Source organism: Pseudomonas sp. CFBP 13727 (assembly GCF_014841915.1).
GTDB classification, from domain to species: domain Bacteria; phylum Pseudomonadota; class Gammaproteobacteria; order Pseudomonadales; family Pseudomonadaceae; genus Aquipseudomonas; species Aquipseudomonas baltica.
Window position 1 is genome coordinate 59097 of the sequence record NZ_JACYUT010000002.1, and the last position, 16701, is coordinate 75797.

The following is a 16701-nucleotide window of genomic DNA, read 5'->3' on the forward strand; positions in this document are numbered from 1 at the left end:
GCTTACTCCTGCGGCTTGAGCGGTACGATCTGGTCGTTGACGAAGTGGCTGAAGATATAGTCGTCAGGCCCCAGGGCGTCATGCTTGGATGGGCTGAACGGCTGCTTGTAGTGCTTGATCAAGCCGTCATAGTCGGTGATGGCGTAGAAACCATCGCGCACGGCCGGGCCGTCCGTTTTGCCGGCCTTTTCGATGGCTTGAGCAGCGAGATGCAGCGCGTCGTACGCATTGGCAATGCCGACTGCCGGGGTCACGTCGGCCACGGTCTTGATCTGCGGGTAGGCTGTTTTCAATGCGGCCAGCAATGCATCGCCCTTGGCGCCGTTGTGTTCGGTGAACACGTAGGTCTGGATGAAATGCACCTTGGACGCATTGGGGCCTGCCAGTTCGCCGAAGCGACCACCGGCCGGCCCCCAGTGGGAAACCACCGGGACGTCCCAGCCCATGCGGTCCAGAGACTTCACGACCTGCGCCGATGGACCCACATTGCCGACCATCAGCAATGTGTCCGCACCGGCGTTTTTCAGGCGCGTCAACTGCGGAACTACATCCAGATCGCTGTCCTGGATGCGCTCGACACCGGCATTAGCCAGGCTGCGTTTTTCCAGGGCACGTTTGAAACCTGCCTCGTTGGATTCGCCCCATGGGTTATTGATAAGGATCATTCCCGGCTTTTTCATGCCGTTGGCGACGCCGTATTGCACCAGCGCCTCGTCCACCAGCTCGTCGACGGCAGAGACGCGGAACACATAGTTATCTGCCGCGCCGTTCTCGGTGATCTTCGTACCTGCCGCCCAGATGCCCATGAACGGTACTTTCAGCTGATTGGCCAGCGGTACGATTGCCAGAGAAACCGGCGTGTCCAAGCCGCCGAACAGCACGGTGACTTTCTCGCGCTGGACCAGTTCGCGGGCGGCGAGCATACCTTTGGACGGGTTGCTTTCGTCGTCACGGCGCACCAACTCCAACTGCCGGCCAAGCACGCCGCCACGGGCGTTGACCTCATTGATGGCCATGCTCAGGCCGCGGGTCAAGGCTTCGCCCGACTTGGCCGACTGACCCGAGAGGGCGGCTACCAGACCGACTTTGATCGGCGGTTCGGCCGCGTGCGCGCCCAGAACCATTGCCAGGTTGAGAGTGGCTGCCGCAGCCACGGGGAACAGCAGACGTTGCAGGTTTGGAAGCCAGGTGGCCATGGTTTACTCTCCTGATTGCTAGCATTTGCATATTTATTGCTAGCAAGTAGGGTGCCAGTCGTTACATCCTTGAAAACGGCTTAACTAGCCATCCGAGCGCCTGTTTACGCGCCAAAATAAAGCGTTCCGCACCAGGCAGAGGCATCCTTGGTTGCCGGGTTTCCCTTGATTCAGGAGTTATGGCAATGATCGATATGAACGAAGACGTACAGATTGTTAGCAGTTTCCTCGAAGCTTCGATGGCGCCGGATCCGGTCCGCGCTGCGACGTTCATGAGTGAGGATGTGCAGATCACCTTTACCGGCGGGCGGGTGATGCCCGATCCCCAGGCAATCACTGCGTTCAACGGTTCACGTTACGCTTGGGTCAAAAAGGCCTTGGGTAACTTCGACTGGATGGATCGTGGCGATCACACCGTGGTGTATTCGAACGGCACGCTGTTCGGCGAGTGGGCTGATGGCCGCAGTTTCTCGGGTAATCGTTATCTGGATCGGTTCGAGGTACGCAATGGCAAGATAGTGCGCATGGACGTCTGGAATGACAGTGCCGAATGGCTGCTGGCGCCAGAGATTGCCAAGGCCTGAAAAGCGGTCTCGCGAAATTTTTTTCCATGGGGCCAGCAGCCCCTACCTGCGTCCAGGGTGAGCCGGTTACCGGCTCGCTCCCTGGTCTCTTGCATACATAGGCTGCGCTGAAGAAACCCTGTAGGACAAATCTGAAAATCCCCCCTTTGCCTATCGTCCCACCCCACCCCCTGCCAACCTTCGGCTTTCCCTTACCAAACGCTTGAGCCGGAGAGCTGCATGGACGTCGCCTTGTGCACCATCAACAACACCGTTTACGACATCGCCGGATTCGAGGCGCTGAGCCCCAATTGCGTGGCTGTCATGCGGCGCAATCTGTTGTGCCCGCGTTGCCTGGGGCCGGGGTTCTATCGCAAGGCGGCGCGCAGTGGCCAGGCGTCGTGTTTCGGTGCGCGGCCGCATGCCGACTTCTGCGACATGGGCGGCCCGCAAAGTGAGTCGTATCGGGGTGATACGCTGGAGCAGGATGATGTGGTCAATCGTGGCGAGCGCATCGAGGTGGACTTTGCCTTCGGTGCGCCGCTGCGTCACCACGGGGTAGAGGAGGGTGCCGAGCCGGTCTACGGGGTCGGCCGGCACAGTGCCGGGCATGCCGCCCAGGGGGCGCAGACGCGTCAGCGTCGGTTGAGCACGCTGTTGAAGAACTTGATCCTGAGTGAGGACTTTCGTCGCTCCGAGCAGTTGATTTCGGTGGAAAGCGGGCTGTTCAAGGTGCGCGATTTCTTCGTGCCGTTCGCCCGCGCCGAGTTCGATGAGCTGGAACGCATGCGCGGTTACTGGGGCTTGGTGTCCGACGCGGCGCAGTCGGGCGATCAGCCGCCGAGCTTGTGGCTCAACACCGGCGGGCGGCAGGACTTGAGCGTGGTGGTCGACGGTTCGCTGGTCGACGATTTCACCCAGCGTTTCCCCATCCATGAGCTGGAAGACCTGGCCGGTGCCTACGTGCTGGTGTTTGGTTGCATGCGTGTGTCGAAGAATGCCAAGAAGTACATCGCGGTGAATGATATCTCGCGTATAACGCTCAACAAGACGCTTTGACGTCGCGCCGGGCTTCACGCCTGGCGCCGCCTGTTCGATTTTGAAGGAGTGATGCATGTTGTTGGAATACGGTGCTATCACCGTGATGTTTCCAATTGCGCTGGTGATTGCCGGTTGGTTGTGGTTGGCCGGTTCACGCGCGGCTTGTACGGTGTGGTTGCTGACGGTGCTGTGCGCCTATGGCCTGGTGGGTGCCAGCAAGATCCTGTTCAAGGGCTGGGGTATCGGCCTGCCGTCGTTGAACATTGCCGTGTTCAGCGGTCATGCGATGAATGCCTGCCTGATGGTGCCGGTGCTGGCGAGCGTTCTGGCGCGGCAGGTTCACCCGTACCTGCGATGGCCGGCGGCCTTGGCGGGTATCGGCTTCGGGGTATGGTTCGCCGCGACGCTGGTGGGCAATGTGATCCACCCGATGGCGGAGGCCATCATGGGCGCGCTGATTGGGGGGAGTGCCGCCTTTGGATTCTTGCTGGTACTGGAGCGTTGGAGCCTGCAGCGCCTGGGGCCGGCTACGCTGCTGCCTGGCCTGATGCTGATCACGCTCGCCGGGGCTGCGCCAAAATTCACTGCCGAGCACTGGCTCGATCAAGTGGCCACATCGCTGTCCGGGGCCACAAAGCCCTTTCGTCATGCAGACCTGAAGCGCGAATCGTCAACGCTGTGAAGCAGGGTCGGTGCAGCGGGAGGCGGCGCGCATGCGCCGCTGCGATGGGTAGGGTCAGCCCAGATGCTGGACAATCTTGTCCTTGATCAGCAGGCGTTTTTCCTTGAGCTTCTTGACCTCGTCGTCCGGCGCGGCGCGGTCTTCGGCCTTGACCACGTCGGCATCGCTGACATGGTATTGGGTCAGTAGCTGGCTAAGCCGATCGTCGGTCTTGGCGCGGGTTTCGACTTCTTCCTTGCTCTGTTTCAGATCAGCGAACAGGTTGTGTTTTACCGGCATCTCGACACCTCTGGGTGGGGTGGACAGAATGGTGGGCCATGGAAAATGACCCGATGCCTAGGTTCGACCCCCCGTTGGGGGCAGATCGTTCAATGCATGTGCCCGCAACGGGCGCTCGCCGGATTAACGACCGCAGGCACGCATGGATGTCCCCGTGGAAGCAGGGCCGATATATACTGCGCGCCATTATTCGTGGGAGAGCCTTGTGGCCATCGATATTCACTGGATTCGCGACGATGCCAGCCTGGCTGAGCATTGCGCCCACTGGCAGAGCTTGCCGTACGTTGCCCTCGACACCGAATTCATGCGGGTCGACACCTTCTACCCCATCGCAGGGCTGTTGCAGATCGGCGATGGCGCCAGCGCCTTCCTCATCGATCCGTTGTCGATTACCCAGTGGCAGCCACTGACCCAACTGCTGGAAAATCCGGCGGTGATCAAGGTGCTGCACGCCTGCAGCGAAGACCTGGAAGTGCTGCTGCGCCTGACCGGCAGCCTGCCGGCGCCGCTGTTCGACACGCAGCTGGCCGCTGCCTACCTCAATCTTGGTTTCTCCATGGGCTATTCGCGCCTGGTCCAGGAAGTGCTGGGCATCGAGTTGCCCAAGGGCGAGACGCGTTCGGATTGGCTGCAGCGGCCGTTGTCCGACACCCAGGTCAGCTACGCTGCCGAGGATGCCGTGCACTTGGCCGAAGTGTTCGAGAAGCTGCGCCCGCAGCTGTCCGAGGACAAGTACGCCTGGGTCCTCGAAGACGGCGCCGAATTGGTGGCACAGCTGCGCCGCGAAGTGAACCCCGACGAGTTGTACCGTGACGCCAAGCTGGCCTGGAAACTGTCACGCGCGCAACTGGCGGTACTGCGCGAACTGTGCGCGTGGCGCGAACGGGAAGCCCGTGCGCGCGACCTGCCGCGCAACCGCATCGTGCGCGAGCAGTCGCTGTGGCCGCTGGCCAAGCTGCAACCGGATAACCTGCAGACGCTGGCCAAGATCGAAGACATGCATCCGCGCACCGTCCGCCAGGATGGCGAGCAGATTCTGGCGTTGATCAAGGCTGCGGCCAGCGTTGCACCCGAGCAGTGGCCATCGGTGCTGCCCGAGCCGCTGCCGATCGAAGCGTCGGCCGTGCTCAAGCAGTTGCGTGCGATTGGCCAGCGTGAAGCCGAGCGTCTGAACATGGCGCCCGAGCTGATGCTGCGCAAGAAGACCCTCGAGGCGTTGCTCAAGACAGGCTACCCCGACGGCCCCTATCACTTGCCCGATTCGCTGCGTGGATGGCGACGCGAGCGCATGGGGCAGGCCCTGCTCGATAGCCTGGCCACCGCTGGAGACCAGCCATGAAACGTATCTGTTCGATCTACCGTAGCCCGTGCAAGAACGGAATGTACCTCTATGTGCTCAAGAGCGATGCGCTCGAGCGCGTTCCCGAAGGCCTGTTGAGCGTGTTCGGCAAACCGGTGCACGCCTTCGATCTGGTGCTCAGCCCGGAACGTGCCCTGGCGCGCGAAGACATCAACCTGGTGCTCGAACACTTGGAAACACAGGGTTACCACCTGCAGATGCCGCCTGCCGAAGACGAGTACATCGAGCATCTTCCCGAAGAGCTGCTGCGCCGCAACGACCCCATCTGACTTTCCTTATCTGACCAACCTGCCTGCTGCCGCCCTGCCGATACGGGGTCGCGCAGCTGTCTTGACCAAGGCCTCGCAATGACCCGCGTTCTGATCGCCGAACACGATTATGCCGTTTACGCCAAGTTGCTCGGCGCAGCTGCTCCCCATTTGAATATACACACCAGCGGCGACCCTGCCGAGCTGGCGCGGCTGGCGGCGGACTGCCCGGTCTGGCTCGGCCAGCCGGACCTGTTCGTCAACCTGCTGCGCACCGGCGCGACCCCGCAATGGGCGCAGTCGACGTGGGCGGGCATCACCCCGCTATTGGGCGAAGGCCTGCCGCGTGCCTATCGCCTGACCCGCGCCGTGGGCATCTTTGGCCAGGTCATGGCCGAGTACATGCTGACCTACATGCTGGGCCATGAGCGCGAAGTGCTGGCGCGGCTGGTCAGCCAGGTCGAGCGCAAGTGGGATCCGCGCCCCGGTTGCAGTCTGGCCGGGCGTCGCGTGCTGATTGTCGGCGTCGGCGAGATCGGCCAGGCCGTGGCGAGGTTCCTGCAACCCTTCGGCGTCACGCTGCTGGGGGTAGCCAGCACAGCGAGAGAATTGTCACCGTTCATCGAGGTGGCGCCGCTCGATGAGCTCGGGCGTCTGGTGGAAGAAGCCGACTACGTCATCAACTTGCTGCCCGACACCGTGCAGACTCACGATCTGTTCGACGCCGCGCTGTTCAAGCGCTTCAAGCCGCAGGCGCTGTTCATCAATGCCGGGCGCGGCGTGGCGGTGGTGGATGCCGATCTGGTGGAAGCGCTCAAGGAAGGGCACCTGGCTGGGGCTGTGATCGACGTCTGTCGTCAGGAGCCGCTGCCGGTCAAGCACCCGTTCTGGACGGCCTGGGGCTTGCTGCTCACCGGCCACAGCGCAGCGCCAACCTCGCCATCGGCCATGGTCGAGCTGTTCGTCGAGAACCTGCAGGCGTGGCAGGACGGCAAGGCGCTGCGCGGCGAAGTGGATTTCGCTCGCGGGTATTGAGTGGGTCAGGGGCGGCGGCGCAGAGTCTGCCGCCCCATCGGTCTACGGGTTGGCTTACAGCGTGAAATCGCCTTCGGCCACCAGCTGGCTCAACGGCAGGCGTGGGCTGGGCAGTTCGCGACCTTGCAGGTACTCGGCCAGGGTGGCCTTGTCACCCAGCTTGCCGATGGCCACGGCCGCATGCACGGCATATTCAGCCGGGATCTTCAGCTCTTCACGGGTTTTATCCTGATCGAAGCCGGCCATGCCATGGGTGTGCCAGCCGCTGATGCTGGCTTGCAGCGCAAGGTGCGCCCAGGCCGAGCCGGTGTCGAAGGTGTGCCACAACGCCGGCGATTCTTCGGTGGCGCCGGGGGCGGTGAAGGTGGTCTTCGAGGCGATGATCACGATGGCCGACGAGTGCTGCGCCCAGGAACGGTTGAATTCATTGAGCAGGCCCAGGTAGCGCTCCCAGTTCGGCGTACCGCGGCGCGCGTAGAGAAAGCGCCAGGGTTGCGAGTTGTAGGCCGAGGCGGCCCAGCGGGCGGCTTCGAAGAAGCTGAGCAGGGTATCCTGTTCGATTTCGACCGGCTCGAACGCGCGCGGCGACCAGCGATTGATGAATTGCTCGTGGATGGCATAGTCGGCGATGCGGGGATTGGCGCTCATGGCATTCCTGATTGAAGGGTGATGGAGGGCAGGGGGTAAAAACTACTGCGAATCGATCGCGCCTGACAAGTGAAGCTTACCGGCAGTCGCCAGAGCTTGGCCCGCGCTGCAGGGCGCACTAGACTGGCGGCCCTTTCAGGTACTGCCCGCGCCTGAGCCGTCAATTTCGTACAGGACTCTCGGTCACATGGCTGCCATCGTCGAACCCTTCTGGATGCGCAAGACGCTCGAGCAACTTGATCCGCTCGAGTGGGAATCCCTGTGCGACGGTTGTGGCCTGTGCTGCCTGCAGAAGCTCGAGGACGAAGACGACGAGAGCGTCTACTACACGCGTGTGGCCTGCAAGATGCTCGACCTCAAGACCTGTCAGTGCAGCGACTATCCGCGGCGCAAGTCTTTCGTGCCGGACTGCATCCAGCTGACGCCGGGCCAGGCCGACCAATTCAAATGGCTACCACCGACCTGCGGTTATCGCCTGGTCAGCCAGGGCCAGGACCTGCCGCTTTGGCATCATCTGGTCTGCGGTGACCGCGAACAGGTGCACAAACAGCGTATTTCGCAGTCCGGCAAAATGGTCAGCGAGAAGGATGTCGACGAAGACGATTGGGAAGACTATTTGATCTTTCGCGCGGGTTGATTCGTCGCGCTGGTCGCTCGGCAGATAAAGCTGCGCCCCGCTGCAGCATGACATGCAGAGGGGCGCGGTTGACGCTCGAGGCACTCAGATCTTTGGCGTTACCGCCGGGTCTTCGCCAGTCACGGTAGCGGTGTCGGTCGCCGAATCGGCATTTTTCTTCAGGTTCAGCAGATCTTCGCCAGCGCGTTCGATCTTGTTGCGGATCTCTTCCAGATCGCTGCGGCCTTTCTCGGCCAGCGACTTGGCTGCACAGTGACCGCTCCAGCCGCGGGCCAGGGCTGCGCCACCAATGGCCACCTGGATCAGACCGAAGATCCCGCCGCGGCGCAGACCCTTGCCGATCGAGACGACGCCTACCAGCAACGAGCCGGCGCGTTCCCAACCCTTGACGTTATGGTAGTCGGGCTGGGTAACGGATTTGATGACGTCCACGGTTTTGCTGTCGCTCATGGTGAATCTCCTGATAGGGCAGTGATAACAAGCTGACTGCCAAATCTTCACGCTGTTCCATCGGCTTATTTGAATTTGGGCCCGGAGCGCGTGTTGTTGCCTTTGGCCAAGCGGTCGTAAAGCACGACGTTGACCGTGGCGGCCAGGTTCATGCAGCCGGTGGTGGGGATGTAGATGGTGTCTTCGCACCAGTCGCGCACGCTTTGGTCGAGGCTGCCGTCCTCGGGGCCGAAGATGTAGATGGCGCGATCCGGATGGGTGTATTCGGGCAGCGGACGTGCGCCATCGACCAGCTCGACGGCCACGGGGGTGCAGCCCAGCGGAATGATTTTCTGCAAATCGTCGATGCCGATCAGTGGTATGTCGTAGTGAACCCGCTTGGTGTCGGTGACGAAATCACGTGCACGCTCGTAGCGCTTGCCCGTATAGAACACCGAGTTGACCCCGTAGCAACCGGCGGCGCGCATGACCGAGCCGACGTTTTCCGGGGATTTGGGGTTGAACAACCCGATGCAGCTGTACCGTTTGTTGGCCACGTGCTCGCTCAGTCTTTTTTCATCAATCCGGCCAGGGCCGCGAAGGGGTTGTGGGTCGCCTTGGCGATGGTCGGGCTGCTGGTGGAGCCTTCGGCGTAGTACTGCTGGTCGGTGTAGCGCGAGTGCTCGTTGTCGTGGCAGTACAGGCACAGCAGTTCCCAGTTGGAACCGTCCTGGGGGTTGTTGTCGTGGTTGTGGTCGCGGTGGTGCACGGTCAACTCGCTCAGGCGCTTGCCGGCGAACTCGCGGGCGCAGCGGCCGCACACGTGCGGGTACATGCGCAGGGCCTTGTCGCGGTAGCCGCTTTCGCGCTCGCGCTGGGCATCGGCGAGAATGCGATCGAGCTTGGCGGTATGGGGTGTGGACGAACTCATGGGGTTCACCTCGGATAATGACGGTCAGGCGCTATATTAACGTTTTCCCTCGCGTAGGAGCGGTCCGTGGCCGCGAAAAGGGCGCTGCGGTGCCTCAGGCAGACTGCGGCGCGCCTTTCGCGGCCGATGACCGCTCCTACGGTGGGCATGGTGCAGCGTTCGTCCGTAGGAGCGGTCCGTGGCCGCGAAAAGGCGCTGCGGTGTTTCAGGCAGACCGCGGTACGCCCTTCGCGGCCGATGACCGCTCCTACGGTGGGCGTGGTGCAGCGTTCGTCCGTAGGAGCGGTCCGTGGCCGCGAAAAGGCGCTGCGGTGCTTCAGGCAGACCGAGGTGCGCCTTTCGCGGCCGATGACCGCTCCTACGGTGGGCATGGTGCAGCGTTCGTCCGTAGGAGCGGTCCGTGGCCGCGAAAAGGCGCTGCGGTGCTTCAGGCAGACCGCGGTGCGCCTTTCGCGGCCGATGACCGCTCCTACGGTGGGAATGGTGCAGCGTTCGTCCGTAGGAGCGGTCCGTGGCCGCGAAAAGGGCGGTGCGGTGTATCAGGCGAACCGCGGTGCGCCCTTCGCGGCCGATGACCGCTCCTACATTGGGCGGTGGTGTATACTGCGCGCCGGTTTTTTGAGGTGCCGTGTGATGAGTACAGAAGATCCCCGTTTCGCCGGCATTGCCCGCCTTTATGGCCTGGAGGGCATGCAGCGCCTGCGTGACGCCCACGTGGCCATCGTCGGTGTGGGTGGCGTCGGCTCGTGGGCGGCGGAAGCGATCGCTCGCACCGGGGTGGGGGAGATTTCGCTGTTCGACCTGGACGACGTCTGCGTCAGCAATGCCAACCGGCAGTTGCATGCGCTGGACAGCACCGTGGGCAAGCCCAAGGTCGAGGTGATGGCCGAGCGGCTGCGCGGTATCAATCCCGACTGCACGGTGCACGCGATGGCGGACTTCGTCACTCGCGACACCATGGCCGAATACATCATGCCGAACATCGACTGCGTGATCGACTGCATCGACAGCGTGAATGCCAAGGCCGCGCTGATCGCCTGGTGCAAGCGGCGCAAGATCCAGATCATCACCACCGGGGGCGCCGGCGGGCAGATCGACCCGACCTTGATCCAGGTCTGCGACCTGAACCGTACGTTCAACGATCCACTGGCCTCCAAGGTGCGCTCGACCTTGCGTCGCGACTATGGGTTTTCACGCACGGTCACGCGCCACTACAGCGTGCCCTGCGTGTTCTCCACCGAACAGCTGCGGTACCCCAAGCCCGATGGCAGCATTTGCCTGCAGAAGAGTTTCGTCGGTGACGGGGTGAAGCTGGACTGCGCCGGGGGGTTCGGGGCAGTGATGATGGTGACGGCGACCTTTGGCATGGTGGCGGCGACCAAGGCGGTCGACAAGATCGTGGCCGGGGTGCGGCGTCCGGCGGATAGGGTCAAGGCGGGAGTCTGAGGGAGAGGTAGCCATAACGCCGCGGCGGCTTCTTCGCGGGCAGAGCCCGCTCCCACAGGGGTAGTATGATGCATGCGCCTTTTGTGGGAGCGGGGCGGGCGGCGAGCCCTCTGCCCGCGAAGGGCTCGCCCACCGGACCTACAAGGTTCACACCAGCTCGGCCATCCGCTTCAACACCGCATTCAGCCCATTGCTGCGCGAAGGCGACAGCTGGCGGCCCAAGCCCAGTTGTTCGAACCAGTCGGCCAGGTTCAGCTCGCGCAGCGCCTGCGAATCCAGGCCCTCGACCCGCACCAGCAGCAGCGCCAGCAAGCCACGGATCATTCGTGCATCACTGGCGGCCTTGAAGTGCCAGCGCTCATCCTTCCGCTCAGCCACCAACCACACCACGCTTTCACACCCGTGCACACGATTGGCGTCCACTTTCTGCCCTTCGCCCAGCGGCTCCAGGCGTTCGCCCCACTGCATCAACAGCCGCGCCCGTTGTTCCCAACCGGCGGCCTGCTTGAAAGCCTGAAGTGCGTCTTCAGCCTGTGGGTTCAAGGTCATGTGAGTATCTCCAACGCCTTGTCCAGTGCCTCGAAAAACCGGCGCAGGTCGCCAGAGTCGTTGTACAGGCCCAAGGACACACGAATGGCGCCGGACAGGCCAAGGTGCTTCATCAAGGGCATGGCGCAGTGATGCCCGGCGCGCACGGCGATGCCCTGATCGGTCAGCAAGTGCGCCAGATCGGCGTTGTGTACGCCGTCCACGACGAAACTGGCCAGCGCAATCTGCGGCGTGCCGAGCAAGCGCACACCGCTGCGCGCGTGCAGCCCCGCCAGCAATTGTGCATGCAGGCACGCTTCGTGTGCGGCCACGGCCTGGGCGTCCAGGCCGCTGAGGTAATCCAGGGTCGCGCCCAGTCCGATCACTCCGGCAATGGCCGGAGTGCCCGCTTCATGGCCCAAGGGCGCCGGATGAAAGCTCGCACTCTGGTAATCGGCCTGGTGCACCATTTCGCCGCCGAACTGCCAGTGCGCAAGCTTCTGCAAGGCCTCGCGCCGGCCATACAGCACACCGACACCGTCCGGGCCATACAGCTTGTGGCTGGAAAATACATAGAAATCGCACTGCAGGCGCTCGACATCATGGCGTCCATGGACGACGCCCTGGGCGCCATCCACCACCGTGATCGCCCCTTGTGCACGCGCCAGCGCCAGCAGTTCCGGCAGCGGTTGCCACGCGCCGAAGACGTTGGACAGTTGGGTCACTGCCAGCAGCCGGGTGCGTGGCCCGATGATCTGCGCAGCCGCCTGCAGGTCGACCACGCCACTGGCATCCAGCGGCAGCACCCGCAGTGGCAGGCCACGACGTTTGGCCAGCTGTTGCCAGGGCAGCAGGTTGGCATGGTGTTCGGCGGCGCTGATCACCAGTTCGTCGCCGGGCTGCAGTTGCTCGGCCAGGCCATAGGCGAGCAGATTCAGCGCACTGGTCGCGCCGTGGGTGAAGATGATCTGCTCGGAACTGCCTGCATTCAGCCATCGCGCGACCTTCTCGCGGCTGGCTTCGAACGCACGGGTCGCCAAGGATCCCGGCAGATGCTGGGCGCGATGTACGTTGGCCGCGCCGTAGCCATAGTAGTGGCCGATGGCGTCGATCAGGGCTTGCGGTTTCTGGGTGGTTGCAGCGCTGTCCAGGTAGGTCTGCTGCTGCTGGTGCAAGGCGGCGATGGCTGGAAAGTCAGAGCGCCAGGGGGAGGCGTGGAACATGGTCGAGGACACCAGGCAAAAGGCCCGGCAGGGATGCCGGGCCCGATATCGCCACTTAGTTGTGAGCGTGCAGCGCTTCGTTGAGTTCGATGGCCGACTTGTGGCTCTTGCACTCCACGGCGCCGGTGACCGAATTGCGACGGAACAGCAGGTCGGGCTGACCGGCCAGGTCCCGTGCCTTCAAGGTCTTGACCAGCTGGTTCTGTTCATCGAGCAGCGCCACCTTGGTGCCTGCCGTGATGTACAGACCGGCTTCGACGGTGTTGCGGTCGCCCAATGGAATGCCGATACCGGCATTGGCGCCGATCAGGCAGCCTTCGCCTACTTTGATGACGATGTTGCCGCCACCGGACAGGGTGCCCATGGTCGAGCAGCCGCCGCCCAGGTCCGAGCCCTTGCCGACGAACACGCCCGCCGAGACACGGCCTTCGATCATGCCTGGGCCTTGGGTGCCGGCGTTGAAGTTGACGAAGCCCTCGTGCATGACGGTGGTGCCTTCGCCGATGTAGGCGCCCAGGCGCACGCGCGCGCTGTCGGCGATACGCACGCCGGCCGGTACCACGTAGTCGGTCATCTTGGGGAACTTGTCCACCGAGAACACTTCCAGCAGTTCGCCCTTCAGGCGTGCTTCCAGCTGACGCTCACCCAGTTCGGCCAGGTCGACTGCGCCCTGGCTGGTCCAGGCGACATTGGGCAGCAGCGGGAAGATGCCGGCCAGGTTCAGGCCGTGTGGCTGCGCCAGGCGATGGGACAGCAGATGCAGCTTCAGGTACGCCTCGGGCGTGGAGGTCAGCGCGGCGTCTTCGGCCAGCAGCGTCGCGACCAGCGGCTTGTGGCTTTCGGCCAGGCGGGTCAACAGGGCGGCTTGCGCCGGGTCGACGTGCTTGAGCGCCTCGGCCAGCTGCGAGGCCTGGGTGTTGCTGAAGGCAACGGCCTGGTTGCCACCGGTGTAACCCAGCAGCGGAGCGATGGCATCGACCAGTGCAGTGGACGGGTTGGTCAACGGCTGTGCATAGAACACTTCCAGCCAGGTGCCTTGACGGTTTTGCGTGCCGACACCGAAGGCCAGGCTGAACAGGGAATTGGACATGGAATTACCTCGTGCAGAATAAGTGCGGGCCCGCGTCAGGCAAGGGCCGCTGCGTAGATATCAGGCTTGAAGCCGATCACGGTCTTGTCGCCAAGCTGCAACACCGGGCGCTTGATCATCGACGGCTGGGCGAGCATCAGCTCGATGGCCCTGGCCTGGTCGATATCGGCCTTCTGTTCGTCGCCGAGCTTGCGGAAGGTGGTGCCGGCCCTGTTGAGCACCATTTGCCAGCCGTGCTCGTCGCACCAGCGGGACAGGTGCTCGCGGTCGATACCGGCGCTCTTGTAGTCATGAAAGGCGTACTCCACCTGGTGCTCGTCGAGCCAGGTACGGGCCTTTTTCATGGTGTCGCAGGCTTTGATGCCGTAGAGAATATGAGCCATTGATCTAGGAGGGGCTACGAATGCGCCCCACTGCCTCCCGAAAACGAATCCGGGAATTATGCGGCATCGACTGTGACAGCGCCATGCTTGCGTGGCGAGGAGGGAAGGCGGTGCGCGTGATTCGGCCACGCGGTCGCTGTGCAGACAGGGCGCGGGGGTGCAAATGCCCCCCGGCTTCGAACCTAGCCAACCGACTTCAAAGGGATCGGCCCCTGAAGGCGATCGAGCAGGGTATTGCAGTACCAGTCATCGAACTGGCAAACGCCGGTTTCAGCCGTTTCGGAAAACGGGCCCGGTTCGAACGATGGGGAAGTGACCCCACGCTGGGTGCCCTCCACCAGCGTCCTGTCCTGGTCGTTGGTGGCAATCCAGACTTTGGTGAGGCGATCCAGATCGTAGTCCACACCTTCCATGGCGGTGTTGTGCACCAGCCACTTGGTGGTCACCAGGGTTTCCGTGGCACTGATGGGCAGCACGCGGAAGCTCAACGCGTGGTCGCCCAGAAAGTGGTTCCAGGTCGACGGATAGTTGAAGTACAGCAAGGCGCCGATGTCGGGCTCGCCGGACTTGTCCAGGCGACCGTTGACGGCAGGCTTGCCGTCCATGGTGTAGCTGACAGCGCCCGCCGACAGCGGTATCCGGGTCATGCGGAAACGGCCATGGATATCCATGACCAGGCGACTGGGCAGGCCGGCCTTTTCACACTTGTTCCAGTATGCCGCCAGTTCCGGATCGTCTTCCCCGCTGGTGCCACCCACTGAAAGATTATCCACGAACGAGTTCAAGAGTTCAGGGTGCGAGCCGTCGCAGTGGTAGCACTCGCGATTGTTCTCGAACACCAGTTTCCAGTTGCCTTTCTCGATGATGTTCGACTCGAAGGCAACTTTGCATTCTTCAAGGTTGTGCGGTGCCACGAACGGATCCACAGCCTTTCGGAACGATTCGAAGTCAGGTTTGACTACACCTACGCACACGTAGATGTAAGTGTTCACCACTTCGCAGTGCACCGGTTTGAGGTTGTATTGGCTCTTGTCGAAGTCCTGGCCCATGTTGCCGGCGAACAGCAGCTTGCCATCGAGCTCGAACGTCCACTTGTGGTACGGGCAGACCAGCTTGGCGACCTTGCCCTGCGCGGCTTCGCACACCTTGGCCCCACGGTGGCGGCAGGCGTTGTGGAACGCTCTGACTTCGCCGTCCTTGCTGCGCACGATGACCACGGGGTAATCGCCTACTTGAAGCGTCATGTACTGACCGGGTTTGGCGACTTCGAAAGTATGGCCTGCAAAGATCCAGTCCTTGTGCCAGATCTGCTCGAGGTCCTGGCGATAGACTTCATCACTGCTATAGAGCGCGCCCGGTAGCGAGTGGTTGGGCTTGCGTTGGGAAACCAGATCAAAAACGGTTTTCTTGAAATCCATATTTCCTCCAGGATGCAGACCTTGGGGGCCAGGTTAGATGCAGCTCGGCATTGCCGACTGGCTATTGATCGCAGCCTATACCCGCCAATCGAGGCGGATCAAACGACATTTAAGGCGTGCAATCAATGCGGGCAGGTTATGAATGGATCGCGTCCTCGTGCCCTTCTTCGAGCCGTCTGCAACGCACTTCAGGCGGGTTGGCCCAGGTGTTCGGGCGGCGGCTGAAAGATCCCCGAGAGTGCCTCCACCGCCGATGACGATGAAGCCAGATTCTTGACCGCTGCCTTGATCGCTTCACGGGTTTTTTCATCCAGCGATACCGAAGCGAACATGTCGTACTTGCTCTCGAGTTCCGCGATGGTCATCGCGGTTTCCGGGTCACCTTTGGCAGCGGTGGTCTGGCTACGCAGCACGTCACCGTTGTCCAGGGTAACGATGACCCGCGACAGGATCTCTTCGGGGAAGCGCGCCGAAAGATCCGGCGCTTCCACGATCTCGATCCTGGCGCTCATGGCGAGAATGTCCGGGGCGCAGATCGATGCGCCCGTGACTTCTTCGGGCCCGACCTTACCCCGGACGATAAGCGCGGCCAGAGGGAATGCAAGGGCGTATTGCGCCTCGTCGGCGTTGGCAGGGGTGTGCCCCTGCAGGCAGACCGATTCGAAGAACGTCTCGACGCGAATCTTCTCGATCCGATTGACCTCGATGCCGCCCGATACCTGCTGCAGTGCCACCATTGCCGTAAGCGCAGGCTGCGCCCAACGGCAGACGGGCCATGGCTTGAAATATTGGCTGTCGATTTCCCAGCGATGGCCCAGATCCTGCCAGAACGCCGCGACGGATTCGTCCTCTATGGTTTCCGCCGGTGCCCCCGTCATGCCTTCGCGTGCCATCAGCAATGCGTTCAGCCCCGCGAATGCGCCGGCACCGTGACCGTCGCGCAGCATGGTCGGTGACTGCACCACGCGCATCATCGGGCAGCGTGCACTGAAGTATTCGGCGATGCCCAGCGCGTGCCGGAATGTCGATTCGTCGAAGCCCAGCATCCTCGCCCCGGCACACACCACACCAATGCCCGAGAAGCCGCCAGAGGCATGGTAGGTCGGCGAGGTGGCCATCAATGCGACGCCTGCGCGCAGGGCGGTTTCGTAGCCGATACACAGCGCCGTCAACAGTTCACGACCGCTCACTGGCTTGCCTTGGTGGGCCAGCGCATCTGCCAGGGCGAGCAGGGCGGGCACCACAGTGGCGCCTGCGTGGCCCTTGGAGGTGAAGTGACCCTCGTGAGCGTCGAGGCTGTCGGCAGTGAATCCACCCGCCCAGCCGGCACCGAGCACATTGACCCGCTGGCCGTCGAAGATCATGCGGCTGGTGAACTCGCCCCCAGGGTAATGCGCTCGGGCGTATCGCCGGACAGCTTTGCTGGTGTCGTTGCCCGTCGCTCCCGCCATGACCCCGAGAATATCGAGCAGGCTGTTCATGAGGATCTGTCGGGTCTTGGCAGGTGCCTGTTGAAAATCGAAATCTCGGCAGAACAGGAAAAGCGACATCCAGCGGCTCCTTC

General features: G+C 62.7%; 20 protein-coding genes. 8 read left to right on the plus strand and 12 right to left on the minus strand.

Annotated elements, in window-relative coordinates; genetic code table 11:
- Positions 1–2 precede the first annotated feature (2 nt).
- A complete protein-coding gene (locus IFT76_RS07710; RefSeq protein ID WP_192057829.1) occupies positions 3–1196 on the minus strand; it encodes an ABC transporter substrate-binding protein in 1194 nt (397 codons plus the stop codon).
- Positions 1197–1381: 185 nt separating this feature from the next.
- On the opposite strand from IFT76_RS07710, the gene IFT76_RS07715 reads away from it, so the two are divergent.
- The 3 genes from IFT76_RS07715 to IFT76_RS07725 all read left to right on the plus strand — a co-directional run bounded on the left by IFT76_RS07715 (position 1382) and on the right by IFT76_RS07725 (position 3482).
- Positions 1382–1780, plus strand: a complete 399-nt coding sequence (locus IFT76_RS07715; protein ID WP_192052753.1) for a nuclear transport factor 2 family protein — start codon at positions 1382–1384, stop codon at positions 1778–1780.
- A 219-nt stretch (positions 1781–1999) separates the two neighbouring features.
- Entirely contained in the window at positions 2000–2818 is an 819-nt protein-coding gene (locus tag IFT76_RS07720; RefSeq protein WP_192057830.1) for a hypothetical protein, read from the plus strand.
- 55 nt (positions 2819–2873) lie between these two features.
- On the plus strand, positions 2874–3482 hold the full coding sequence (locus tag IFT76_RS07725; protein WP_244647915.1) for a hypothetical protein: 609 nt from the start codon (positions 2874–2876) through the stop codon (positions 3480–3482).
- A gap of 54 nt (positions 3483–3536) precedes the next feature.
- Here the strand turns inward: IFT76_RS07725 and IFT76_RS07730 are convergent, their stop codons facing one another.
- Positions 3537–3761, minus strand: a complete 225-nt coding sequence (locus IFT76_RS07730; RefSeq protein WP_192057831.1) for a hypothetical protein — start codon at positions 3759–3761, stop codon at positions 3537–3539.
- A 205-nt stretch (positions 3762–3966) separates the two neighbouring features.
- On the opposite strand from IFT76_RS07730, the gene rnd reads away from it, so the two are divergent.
- The 3 genes from rnd (at position 3967) to IFT76_RS07745 (ending at position 6404) form a co-directional block, all read left to right on the plus strand.
- Entirely contained in the window at positions 3967–5100 is a 1134-nt protein-coding gene (gene rnd / locus IFT76_RS07735) for a ribonuclease D (RefSeq protein ID WP_192052755.1), read from the plus strand.
- Positions 5097–5390, plus strand: coding sequence for a YcgL domain-containing protein (locus tag IFT76_RS07740; protein WP_122476641.1), 294 nt, complete (start codon positions 5097–5099; stop codon positions 5388–5390). The genes rnd and IFT76_RS07740 overlap by 4 nt, the downstream gene beginning before the upstream one ends.
- Positions 5391–5468: 78 nt before the next feature.
- Complete coding sequence (locus IFT76_RS07745) at positions 5469–6404, plus strand: D-2-hydroxyacid dehydrogenase (RefSeq protein ID WP_192057832.1); 936 nt, start codon at positions 5469–5471, stop codon at positions 6402–6404.
- A gap of 54 nt (positions 6405–6458) precedes the next feature.
- Here IFT76_RS07745 and IFT76_RS07750 read toward each other — a convergent pair whose 3' ends face one another.
- Positions 6459–7052, minus strand: coding sequence for a nitroreductase family protein (locus IFT76_RS07750; RefSeq protein WP_122476637.1), 594 nt, complete (start codon positions 7050–7052; stop codon positions 6459–6461).
- A gap of 187 nt (positions 7053–7239) precedes the next feature.
- On the opposite strand from IFT76_RS07750, the gene IFT76_RS07755 reads away from it, so the two are divergent.
- Positions 7240–7689 carry a YcgN family cysteine cluster protein gene (locus IFT76_RS07755; RefSeq protein WP_122476635.1) on the plus strand — a complete coding sequence of 150 codons (450 nt, stop codon included), beginning with the start codon at positions 7240–7242 and terminating at the stop codon, positions 7687–7689.
- Between the two features lie 84 nt (positions 7690–7773).
- Here the strand turns inward: IFT76_RS07755 and IFT76_RS07760 are convergent, their stop codons facing one another.
- The 3 genes from IFT76_RS07760 to IFT76_RS07770 all read right to left on the minus strand — a co-directional run bounded on the left by IFT76_RS07760 (position 7774) and on the right by IFT76_RS07770 (position 9049).
- Positions 7774–8139, minus strand: coding sequence for a YgaP family membrane protein (locus IFT76_RS07760; RefSeq protein WP_122476633.1), 366 nt, complete (start codon positions 8137–8139; stop codon positions 7774–7776).
- A 65-nt stretch (positions 8140–8204) separates the two neighbouring features.
- The gene (locus IFT76_RS07765) at positions 8205–8675 is read right to left on the minus strand and encodes an RNA methyltransferase (RefSeq protein WP_049862310.1); all 471 of its coding nucleotides are present in this window, start codon (positions 8673–8675) and stop codon (positions 8205–8207) included.
- A gap of 8 nt (positions 8676–8683) precedes the next feature.
- Positions 8684–9049: a YajD family HNH nuclease gene (locus tag IFT76_RS07770; protein ID WP_043185061.1), complete on the minus strand. Its 366-nt coding sequence runs from the start codon at positions 9047–9049 to the stop codon at positions 8684–8686.
- A gap of 633 nt (positions 9050–9682) precedes the next feature.
- On the opposite strand from IFT76_RS07770, the gene tcdA reads away from it, so the two are divergent.
- Entirely contained in the window at positions 9683–10495 is an 813-nt protein-coding gene (tcdA, locus tag IFT76_RS07775; RefSeq protein WP_192057833.1) for a tRNA cyclic N6-threonylcarbamoyladenosine(37) synthase TcdA, read from the plus strand.
- A 147-nt stretch (positions 10496–10642) separates the two neighbouring features.
- Here the strand turns inward: tcdA and IFT76_RS07780 are convergent, their stop codons facing one another.
- The 6 genes from IFT76_RS07780 to IFT76_RS07805 all read right to left on the minus strand — a co-directional run bounded on the left by IFT76_RS07780 (position 10643) and on the right by IFT76_RS07805 (position 16687).
- The gene (locus tag IFT76_RS07780) at positions 10643–11044 is read right to left on the minus strand and encodes a SufE family protein (RefSeq protein WP_192057834.1); all 402 of its coding nucleotides are present in this window, start codon (positions 11042–11044) and stop codon (positions 10643–10645) included.
- Positions 11041–12246 (minus strand): aminotransferase class V-fold PLP-dependent enzyme, encoded by a 1206-nt coding sequence (locus IFT76_RS07785; protein WP_192057835.1) that lies wholly within the window; start codon positions 12244–12246, stop codon positions 11041–11043. The genes IFT76_RS07780 and IFT76_RS07785 overlap by 4 nt, the downstream gene beginning before the upstream one ends.
- A 55-nt stretch (positions 12247–12301) precedes the next feature.
- On the minus strand, positions 12302–13336 hold the full coding sequence (gene dapD / locus IFT76_RS07790) for a 2,3,4,5-tetrahydropyridine-2,6-dicarboxylate N-succinyltransferase (protein ID WP_122476625.1): 1035 nt from the start codon (positions 13334–13336) through the stop codon (positions 12302–12304).
- Between the two features lie 35 nt (positions 13337–13371).
- The gene (locus tag IFT76_RS07795; protein ID WP_185794249.1) at positions 13372–13719 is read right to left on the minus strand and encodes an ArsC family reductase; all 348 of its coding nucleotides are present in this window, start codon (positions 13717–13719) and stop codon (positions 13372–13374) included.
- A gap of 182 nt (positions 13720–13901) precedes the next feature.
- Positions 13902–15137: an aromatic ring-hydroxylating oxygenase subunit alpha gene (locus tag IFT76_RS07800; RefSeq protein ID WP_192052764.1), complete on the minus strand. Its 1236-nt coding sequence runs from the start codon at positions 15135–15137 to the stop codon at positions 13902–13904.
- A 188-nt stretch (positions 15138–15325) separates the two neighbouring features.
- Complete coding sequence (locus tag IFT76_RS07805; RefSeq protein WP_192052766.1) at positions 15326–16687, minus strand: MmgE/PrpD family protein; 1362 nt, start codon at positions 16685–16687, stop codon at positions 15326–15328.
- Between the last annotated feature and the right edge of the window lie 14 nt (positions 16688–16701).

Excerpts from the sequence above, each read along its gene's own strand:
- IFT76_RS07750 (WP_122476637.1), bottom strand. The coding sequence starts at position 7,052 with ATGAGCGCCAATCCCCGCATCGCCGACTATGCCATCCACGAGCAATTC.
- IFT76_RS07795 (WP_185794249.1), bottom strand. The coding sequence starts at position 13,719 with ATGGCTCATATTCTCTACGGCATCAAAGCCTGCGACACCATGAAAAAG.
- IFT76_RS07710 (WP_192057829.1), bottom strand. The coding sequence starts at position 1,196 with ATGGCCACCTGGCTTCCAAACCTGCAACGTCTGCTGTTCCCCGTGGCT.
- IFT76_RS07740 (WP_122476641.1), top strand. The coding sequence starts at position 5,097 with ATGAAACGTATCTGTTCGATCTACCGTAGCCCGTGCAAGAACGGAATG.
- IFT76_RS07805 (WP_192052766.1), bottom strand. The coding sequence starts at position 16,687 with ATGTCGCTTTTCCTGTTCTGCCGAGATTTCGATTTTCAACAGGCACCT.
- IFT76_RS07720 (WP_192057830.1), top strand. The coding sequence starts at position 2,000 with ATGGACGTCGCCTTGTGCACCATCAACAACACCGTTTACGACATCGCC.
- IFT76_RS07725 (WP_244647915.1), top strand. The coding sequence starts at position 2,874 with ATGTTGTTGGAATACGGTGCTATCACCGTGATGTTTCCAATTGCGCTG.
- IFT76_RS07745 (WP_192057832.1), top strand. The coding sequence starts at position 5,469 with ATGACCCGCGTTCTGATCGCCGAACACGATTATGCCGTTTACGCCAAG.
- tcdA (WP_192057833.1), top strand. The coding sequence starts at position 9,683 with ATGAGTACAGAAGATCCCCGTTTCGCCGGCATTGCCCGCCTTTATGGC.
- IFT76_RS07800 (WP_192052764.1), bottom strand. The coding sequence starts at position 15,137 with ATGGATTTCAAGAAAACCGTTTTTGATCTGGTTTCCCAACGCAAGCCC.
- IFT76_RS07715 (WP_192052753.1), top strand. The coding sequence starts at position 1,382 with ATGATCGATATGAACGAAGACGTACAGATTGTTAGCAGTTTCCTCGAA.
- IFT76_RS07785 (WP_192057835.1), bottom strand. The coding sequence starts at position 12,246 with ATGTTCCACGCCTCCCCCTGGCGCTCTGACTTTCCAGCCATCGCCGCC.
- IFT76_RS07770 (WP_043185061.1), bottom strand. The coding sequence starts at position 9,049 with ATGAGTTCGTCCACACCCCATACCGCCAAGCTCGATCGCATTCTCGCC.
- IFT76_RS07780 (WP_192057834.1), bottom strand. The coding sequence starts at position 11,044 with ATGACCTTGAACCCACAGGCTGAAGACGCACTTCAGGCTTTCAAGCAG.
- IFT76_RS07730 (WP_192057831.1), bottom strand. The coding sequence starts at position 3,761 with ATGCCGGTAAAACACAACCTGTTCGCTGATCTGAAACAGAGCAAGGAA.
- dapD (WP_122476625.1), bottom strand. The coding sequence starts at position 13,336 with ATGTCCAATTCCCTGTTCAGCCTGGCCTTCGGTGTCGGCACGCAAAAC.
- IFT76_RS07760 (WP_122476633.1), bottom strand. The coding sequence starts at position 8,139 with ATGAGCGACAGCAAAACCGTGGACGTCATCAAATCCGTTACCCAGCCC.
- IFT76_RS07755 (WP_122476635.1), top strand. The coding sequence starts at position 7,240 with ATGGCTGCCATCGTCGAACCCTTCTGGATGCGCAAGACGCTCGAGCAA.